The following is a 6,421-nucleotide window of genomic DNA, read 5'->3' on the forward strand; positions in this document are numbered from 1 at the left end:
CCACCACACCTATGGATGTGGTCGGCTGCGAGTTGAGTTCCAGGGGTATCCAGCAAACATTCAGCGAACTCCCGCAGACTGCCCACCATGGGCACAGACTCTGAGGCACGCCTCCTCGTCGTCGAGGACGAACCGAACATCCGAGAGCTGCTGGCGACCAGCCTGAGGTTTGCGGGATTCGAGGTCCACACCGCCTCCAATGGCACCGAGGCGATCCGGCTGGCCGGCTCGCTCGAACCCGATCTCGTCGTCCTCGACGTCATGCTCCCCGACCTCGACGGCTTCGCCGTGACACGGCGGATCCGGGAGAGCGGCAAGCACATCCCGATCGTCTTCGTCACTGCCCGCGACTCCCTCGACGACAAGATCAAGGGCCTGACCGTGGGCGGCGACGACTACGTCACCAAGCCGTTCAGCCTCGACGAGGTCGTGGCCCGCATCCGCGCCGTCCTGCGTCGCACGCGAGGTGAGACCGACGACCAAACCGTGCTGCGCTTCGAGGACCTCGAGCTCGACGAGGACGCGCACGAGGTCCGCCGCGGCCACCGGATCATCGAGACCAGCCCGACCGAGTTCAACCTGTTGCGCTACCTCATGCTCAACCCCAACCGCGTTCTGTCCAAGGCCCAGATCCTCGACCACGTGTGGGACTACGACTTCCGCGGCGAGTCCGGCATCGTCGAGTCCTACATCTCCTACCTCCGGCGCAAGATCGACACCGAGGGCCTCCAGCCACTGATCCACACCAAGCGAGGCGTCGGCTACGTCCTCAAGCTGCCACCCCAGGGCTGATCGCACCCATGGTTGCCCCGTCGTTCACCCATCCGGCTGTCCGTCGGCTCGAGGCGATGCCCCTGCGCTTCAGACTCGTCGCCATCCTGCTCGTCCTGCTGACGGTGTCCCTCGTCGCGCTCTCCAGCGCGACGGCATACCTCACCAAGCGCGACCTGCTCGGCCGGATCGACGCCGAGCTCGCCTCGGTGGCCGCGCCCGTGGCAAACCAGGCGCTCGACGACCTCGACAACGTACGCGTCGGCCTCCCCACCGGATACGCCTTCGTCCTGATGCAACCCGACGGCACTCATGTCCACGAGGCCAATCCGACCGGCGAGTCCCTTCACCCCGAGGTGCCACGTATCCCCCTGGGGGACAGTCGAATTCGCAACGCTACTCCGTTCACGGTGACCTCCACCGATGGCGACATGAAGTGGCGGTTCATCGCCGGGCGAGTCGGCAACGACGGCACCTTCGCCGTCGGGGTCCCCCTGCGCTCGATGAACAAGACGGTGGCGCGACTGCTGCTCACCTCGGGGGTGATCAGCGCGCTCGTCCTCGCGCTGTGCGCACTCATCGGTTCGTATGCCGTGACGCGAGCCTTCCGCCCGCTGCGCCAGATCGAGGACACCGCTGCTGCCATCGCCAAAGGCGATCTGACACAGCGGATTCCGGTTCGCCAGGCCGACGACGAGGTGACCTCTCTCTCCCAGAGTCTGAACTCCATGCTCGGTCGGATCGAGGAGTCCTTCGCCGTGCGGGAGGCCTCCGAGGCGCGGATGCGGCAGTTCGTCGCCGACGCGTCCCACGAGCTGCGGACCCCCCTGGCCACGGTTCAGGGGTATGCCGAGTTGCACCGTCAGGGTGCCCTCGCGACCACCGAGCAGGCGGACGCCGCCATGGAGCGGATCGAGGGTGAGTCCAAGCGGATGACCGGACTCGTCGAAGACCTGCTCGTCCTCGCCCGGCTCGACGACGAACCCGTGGACATGCGGGGCGAGGTCGACCTCACGGTGCTCGCTGCCGACGCGGTGGCCGATGCACGAGCTCGGGCGCCAGAGCGCACAATTCGTCTCATCGGGCGCGACGGCCCACTCGTCCCGACGGTCGTGCACGGATCGGACTCCCGCCTGCGTCAGGTGCTCACGAATGTCCTGGCCAACGCACTGGCCCACACGCCCGAGGGCTCACCGGTGGAGGTGCGCCTCGGCCAGGTCGAGGACGGCGACGGCGGCGCGGCGGTCGTCGAGGTCATCGACCACGGGCCCGGCATCCCCGAATCCGAGCGCCGTCGGGTCTTCGAGCGTTTCGTGCGCTTCGATCCGTCCCGCAGCCGCGGCACGGGCGGGGGCAGCGGGCTGGGCCTGTCGATCGTCTCGGCCATCGTCGCGGCCCATCGGGGACGCGTCGGCATCGGCGAGACCCCCGGCGGCGGAGCCACGTTCATCGTCCGAATCCCCACAGGAATTTCCCAGCCTGCACCGATGGGGCGTTGAGAGACGACCGCCAGTGTTGTCGTTGTCGGGCCCGCGGGACAGGGAACAGCCTCGGGAACGACAGCAGGACCCGGCCGTGTCCGGACCAGCGACCTCCTCCGCGCTGGCCCCCGGAGAGTCAGCGCGGCCGTCCCACCGGGCCGTGGCCCGGCGGGGTCGAGTTCGTCGCCTCCCCCTCCGCGACGACGAATTCCCCCGCCGGCCACGGCCCGCCACTTGTGCACAGGCCCCGGCGACCGATCACCGAGTGGGTGACAATGACGGCATGACAGGGGACCCCAGACTCGACGACCTCAAACGCCTCGAGCGCGATTTCGCGACCGCGATGGAGCAGTTGTATGCCGTGGGCAATGGCCTGGCCCGGCTGCGCCACGACGTCGAGGAGGCCACGAGCCCCACAGCCCCACCGCAGCCGGTGACGCAGCCACCTGTCGCCGTCACCCCTCCCCCTGCCGCGCCCGTGCCACCGATCCCTCAGATGCCACCCGTGCCCGGGCTCGGCCAACCGATGCCCCCGATGACATCGACCCCGATGATGCCGCCGGCGGCACCGTGGGAGCACCCCGCGGCATGGCCCCCGCGGGAGCCGACCAACGCCCTGTCCCGATGGTGGCGCAACGAGTCCGTGATCACGCGCGTCCTCGGTGTCGCGGGGGCCATCGTCACCCTCGCCGGCCTCGTCATGCTCCTCGTCCTGGCCGTCCAGCAGCAGTGGTTCGGCCCGGTGCCCCGAGTCGTGCTCGGCGCATTGCTCGCACTCTCCCTCATCGGGCTCTCGCTGCGCCTGCGCCACCGCGAGCGCGCCGCCGGGAGGTCCGGCCACGCGGCACTGGCCCTCGCCGCGACGGGGTATGCCGCGGCATACCTGGTCGTCGTCGCCGTCACCGCGACCTATGGCTGGCTACCGCCCGTCGCCGGGCTGGCTCTGGCCCTACTCGTCGTCGGCTCGGGTCTGGTCATCGCGCGTCGTTGGGACAGCCAGTTCCTCGCCGTCCTGCTGCTCCTCGGCGCCGGGCTCATGGTCCCCTCGCTCGTCGATCACTCCTCCTGGGTGCTCTCGGCGTTCATGGTGGTCCTCGCCCTCGGATCGTGGCCGGTCCAGCTCGGTCGCACCTGGCCGTGGGCGACCCTCGCTCGCGTGCTCCCGGCGGCTCTGGTCGTCGTCGTCGGGGCGCTGGCCAACCAGTTCCACCCGGCTGAGCCCTGGGCGCATGTTGGCGTGACCACCGTGCTCGCCCTCGGTGGTCTGCTCCTGGCCACCCTCGGTCGCGGCCACGCCGTGCCGGCCACGGCCATCGCCGAGGTGGCCGCAACCGCCACCCCGCTCCTGGTGTCGCTCGCCCTCACGCCGATGCCGTGGCGCACGGTCCTGTTCCTGCTCGCGGGCGTCGCCTTCCTCGGGTATGCCGCACTCGGCGAGTCCCAGCGTTGGCTCCCCGTGGGCCTCACCGTGCCCGCGACCGGCGTGGGCACGCTCGCCCTTCTGCTGGCCGTCGTCGCCCGCTCGGACGGCTCGCGGATCGGCACCGGACTGCTGGTGCTCGCGCTCATCTACACGGTCGTCGCGGCCTTGACGCGCTCACGCAATGTCACCGGGTGGGCCTTGCTTGTCACCGTGATCGCCCTGCTCACCTACCTGCGGCATCCGTTCACCGTCCTGGTCGAGCGCTCGGCCCTCGACAGTGATCTTGGCGTGACGATCGTCGACTCGGTCGTCGCCGTCGGACTGGTCGTCGCACTCGCCTGGCTGGCCCATCGGATGCGCGCCATGTCCTTCGCCGGTCGCCGTGTGGTCGGGGCAGCGAGTTGGGTCTTCGGGCTCGTCGTTGCGACGACGGGTGTCGTGGCGGCGGGAGTGCTCGTCGGTCGGGCGATGGATGCCGCACCCGCGGGGTTCCGCGCCGGACATGCGCTCGCGACCATCTTGTGGATGGTCGCGGCCGCCTGGCTGCTCATCCTCGGTCTGCGTCGCGCCAAGGACTCCGACCTCGCCGTCTGGCTCGGCCTCGGGTTGGCAGCGACAGCCGTGGCCAAGCTCTTCGTCTATGACCTCGCGGTCCTCGCCGGGATCTGGCGGGTGGTCGCCTTCATCGTCGTGGGCCTCTTGCTCCTGGCGACCGGGGCCGGGTATGCCAAGGCGCTCGACCGGGCCCGCAAGTCGGCGGACCCGGCGCCACCGCCAGTGCCGCCGTCAGCCACGGAGCACTCGGTCGGCCAGGGGCCACCAGAACTCCGCTGAGCACAGAGTTTCGAACTCCCGCAACGTCACCCATCGGCGATCGTCGGTGTCATCGAGCGACGGGGCCAGGGTCGGACGGACGGACGCCACGGTCGCCCGGAACGTCTGGAGCACGTCCTGCCCGGGCCTGTTGGGCCACGGCCCGGAGACGTGGCGCCACCGCTCATAGCCGCAGGGCGACAGCTCGTCAGTCGTGACGGAGAGACCCGTCTCCTCGCTCACTTCGCGAATCGCGTTCTCCCGCACTGACTCCCCCGCTTCGCGCCAGCCGCCGGGCGAGCCCCACTGGTCACGGCGCACCGAGTGAACCGCCACGAGATCGCCGCCGGCATCGCTGAGGAAGACCATGGCGGCGAAGACCCGGCGCTCGTCCATCTCGCGCGGCGAGGCCACAAGGTCGACGTCGGCGACTGTCCCGGACGGGAGAGTCAACCCGATCAACCGCTCGATCCCCTTGTCCCCCTTGCGTTTAGGGAACCTCAGTCCAGAGCGGGAGAGGGCAGCGAGCAGGTCCCGCCCGGGGACGGGAGCGGCCCCGGCGGCCAGCACCGCGGCATACCGCTCCTCGGGGATGTCGTAATGGTCGCCCTCGAACGCCCGACGCGGGATGCCGAGCGCCCTCGCGAAGTCGTGGAGTTCAGCCAGGCTCGTGTCGCTGATCAGATGCGACCACAGGCGGCCATGCGCTCCCCACGCGGGCGGGTCGATGAGCAGGGCCATTCGGACAGCCTAGGGAGTCGGCCGGTGCAGTAGGGCGGCGACCGAGGCTCGAACCAGGGCAGTGACGGCCTGCTCGTCGACGCGGTCATAGAGCAGTTGGGAGGCCGCTCCCTGGGCGAGCGCGAGCAGGCCCCAGGCGGCCGTGGCGGGATTCACGGAGTCGGGGATCTCGCCGTCGGCCTGACCCTTGGCGATGAGGGCGGCGAGCAGGCCGCGCGTCTCGTGATCGCTGGTGGCGATGGCGGCGCCGACGGCTGAGTCCTGCGCCGCTCGCTCGGCGAACGCCGCCCCCTGGACGGTCAGGGCCCGGGTCCGGTCATCGAGGGGAAGGATCGTGAGGACGAGTTCGGTCAGCCACGCCTGCACGGTCGGCTGCCCCGGCGGGTTGCGGGGACCGACGCCTTCGGTCGCGCGAAGCGTCGCGAACATCGCGGCATACATCTCGTCCTTGGCGGCAAAGGCCTTCTGGACGGCGCCCAGGGACCAGCCCGAGGCCGCCGCGACCGAGCGAAAGGTCACGGCGGCCATCCCCTCGGCAGCGACGATCCCGAGGGCGACCTCGGCGAGTTCGCGCTGGCGGTCGGTGAGCTCCACGGTGGTCACCTTAGGCGGGCAGCCGACGCCACAGCACGCCCGCGTATGCCGCGAGCACGACGACCTCGACCGCGAGGACCGCCAGGGTGGTCGCGTTGAGGGCATCCCCGCCGACGTAGGTGATCGCGTCGTGGGCGAAGTGCCAGGCGATGACCGGCCAAAGGCTGCCGGTGTGCTCGACGACGAGGGCGGCGACAAGGCCGAAGAGGGCGGCGAAGGCCAGTTGGAGCCCCGCGTAGAGGGGTGAGGCGCCGCCGAAGAGGTTGGCGAGGTGGAGGACACCGAAGATGACCGCGGAGCCGACGATGGCGGTGCGGCGTGAGCGCTGGCGGAGGGTGGCCATGACGATCCCGCGGTACCAGATCTCCTCGGAGAAGGCGGCTGCGGCGGCCAGCCAGAGGAAGCCGGGGATGAGGGCGCGGTCGACGGCGATGCCCGTGGTGGCCGCGACGAGGACCGGGCCGAGGGCGAGCGGGGCGAACCAGATCAGCGGGCGAGCGCTGCCGGCTGCCGGGCGACGGAAGCCGAAACGGGAGAGGCCGATACGGCTGCTGAGCATGCGGATCAGACCGACGAGGGCCGCGGCGGGGGGGGGGGG

6 protein-coding genes are annotated in these 6,421 nt (G+C 70.5%); 3 read left to right on the forward strand and 3 right to left on the reverse strand.

Features of this window, described 5'->3' with window-relative positions; translation table 11 throughout:
- Positions 1–87: 87 nt before the first annotated feature.
- The 3 genes from BN10_RS14155 to BN10_RS14165 all read left to right on the forward strand — a co-directional run bounded on the left by BN10_RS14155 (position 88) and on the right by BN10_RS14165 (position 4,509).
- Positions 88–792, forward strand: a complete 705-nt coding sequence (locus tag BN10_RS14155) for a response regulator transcription factor (RefSeq protein ID WP_010851939.1) — start codon at positions 88–90, stop codon at positions 790–792.
- Positions 793–848: 56 nt separating this feature from the next.
- Positions 849–2,270 carry a sensor histidine kinase gene (locus BN10_RS14160; protein ID WP_233354323.1) on the forward strand — a complete coding sequence of 474 codons (1,422 nt, stop codon included), beginning with the start codon at positions 849–851 and terminating at the stop codon, positions 2,268–2,270.
- A 265-nt stretch (positions 2,271–2,535) separates the two neighbouring features.
- Entirely contained in the window at positions 2,536–4,509 is a 1,974-nt protein-coding gene (locus BN10_RS14165) for a DUF2339 domain-containing protein (protein ID WP_051369725.1), read from the forward strand.
- Here the strand turns inward: BN10_RS14165 and BN10_RS14170 are convergent.
- The 3 genes from BN10_RS14170 to BN10_RS15920 all read right to left on the reverse strand — a co-directional run.
- Positions 4,462–5,229 carry a DUF4031 domain-containing protein gene (locus BN10_RS14170; RefSeq protein WP_010851942.1) on the reverse strand — a complete coding sequence of 256 codons (768 nt, stop codon included), beginning with the start codon at positions 5,227–5,229 and terminating at the stop codon, positions 4,462–4,464. The genes BN10_RS14165 and BN10_RS14170 overlap by 48 nt on opposite strands.
- 9 nt (positions 5,230–5,238) lie before the next feature.
- Complete coding sequence (locus BN10_RS15915) at positions 5,239–5,823, reverse strand: TetR family transcriptional regulator C-terminal domain-containing protein (RefSeq protein WP_051369726.1); 585 nt, start codon at positions 5,821–5,823, stop codon at positions 5,239–5,241.
- Between the two features lie 10 nt (positions 5,824–5,833).
- On the reverse strand, positions 5,834–6,421 hold a 588-nt coding region (locus BN10_RS15920), incomplete at its 5' end, for a CPBP family intramembrane glutamic endopeptidase (RefSeq protein ID WP_051369728.1).

The sequence above is a fragment of the Phycicoccus elongatus Lp2 genome (assembly GCF_000367525.1).
In the GTDB taxonomy this organism is placed as follows: Bacteria; Actinomycetota; Actinomycetes; order Actinomycetales; family Dermatophilaceae; genus Phycicoccus_A; species Phycicoccus_A elongatus.

Bases quoted from the DNA above. Each gene is read 5' to 3' on its own strand.
- BN10_RS14155 (WP_010851939.1), top strand. From the start codon at position 88: ATGGGCACAGACTCTGAGGCACGCCTCCTCGTCGTCGAGGACGAACCG.
- BN10_RS14170 (WP_010851942.1), bottom strand. From the start codon at position 5,229: ATGGCCCTGCTCATCGACCCGCCCGCGTGGGGAGCGCATGGCCGCCTG.
- BN10_RS14165 (WP_051369725.1), top strand. From the start codon at position 2,536: ATGACAGGGGACCCCAGACTCGACGACCTCAAACGCCTCGAGCGCGAT.
- BN10_RS14160 (WP_233354323.1), top strand. From the start codon at position 849: ATGCCCCTGCGCTTCAGACTCGTCGCCATCCTGCTCGTCCTGCTGACG.